Raw genomic sequence first — 453 nt, forward strand, 5'->3', positions numbered from 1 at the left:
TTCCAGACGCCGAAAAGTAAGCAAAAGGCTTTGCCCCGGCGTACGGCACTTCGCTTTTGCTTCGCTGCACCTCCTCGATGTGTTCGACTTCGTCGAACGGCGCTGCGCGCCTGATCCCCGGATGAACACCTTCGCTCGGCCTGCCGAAGGGGCTTGAGATCAAAAGCCGGATCAGGATCAAGAGCCAGATCAAGATCAAAAGCCCCTCACCCTAGCCCTCTCCCGGAGGGAGAGGGGACTGATCGAGGTGTTTCGGAGAGATACGCCGACGTGCGATAACGCGTTGAACTCAGGCTCAAAAAAGCAAAAAAATCGGCCCCCTCTCCATGAGGAAAAGGAGACTGATCGAGGTGTTTGGAAGAGGTACGCCGACGTGCGATACCGCGTCGAACGCGCATTTTGAAAAGCCCACAAATCGGCCCCCTCTCCCTCGGGAGAGGGCTGGGGTGAGGG

Annotated in this window: 1 protein-coding gene; it reads right to left on the reverse strand. The window is 57.8% G+C overall.

Features of this window, described 5'->3' with window-relative positions; all coding sequences use genetic code 11:
- Positions 1-199: hypothetical protein (locus tag ACWR1S_RS30925; protein WP_454566150.1), on the reverse strand; the 199-nt coding region annotated here is incomplete at its 3' end.
- Positions 200-453 lie beyond the last annotated feature (254 nt).

This window comes from Pseudomonas sp. AIG (assembly GCF_977020205.1).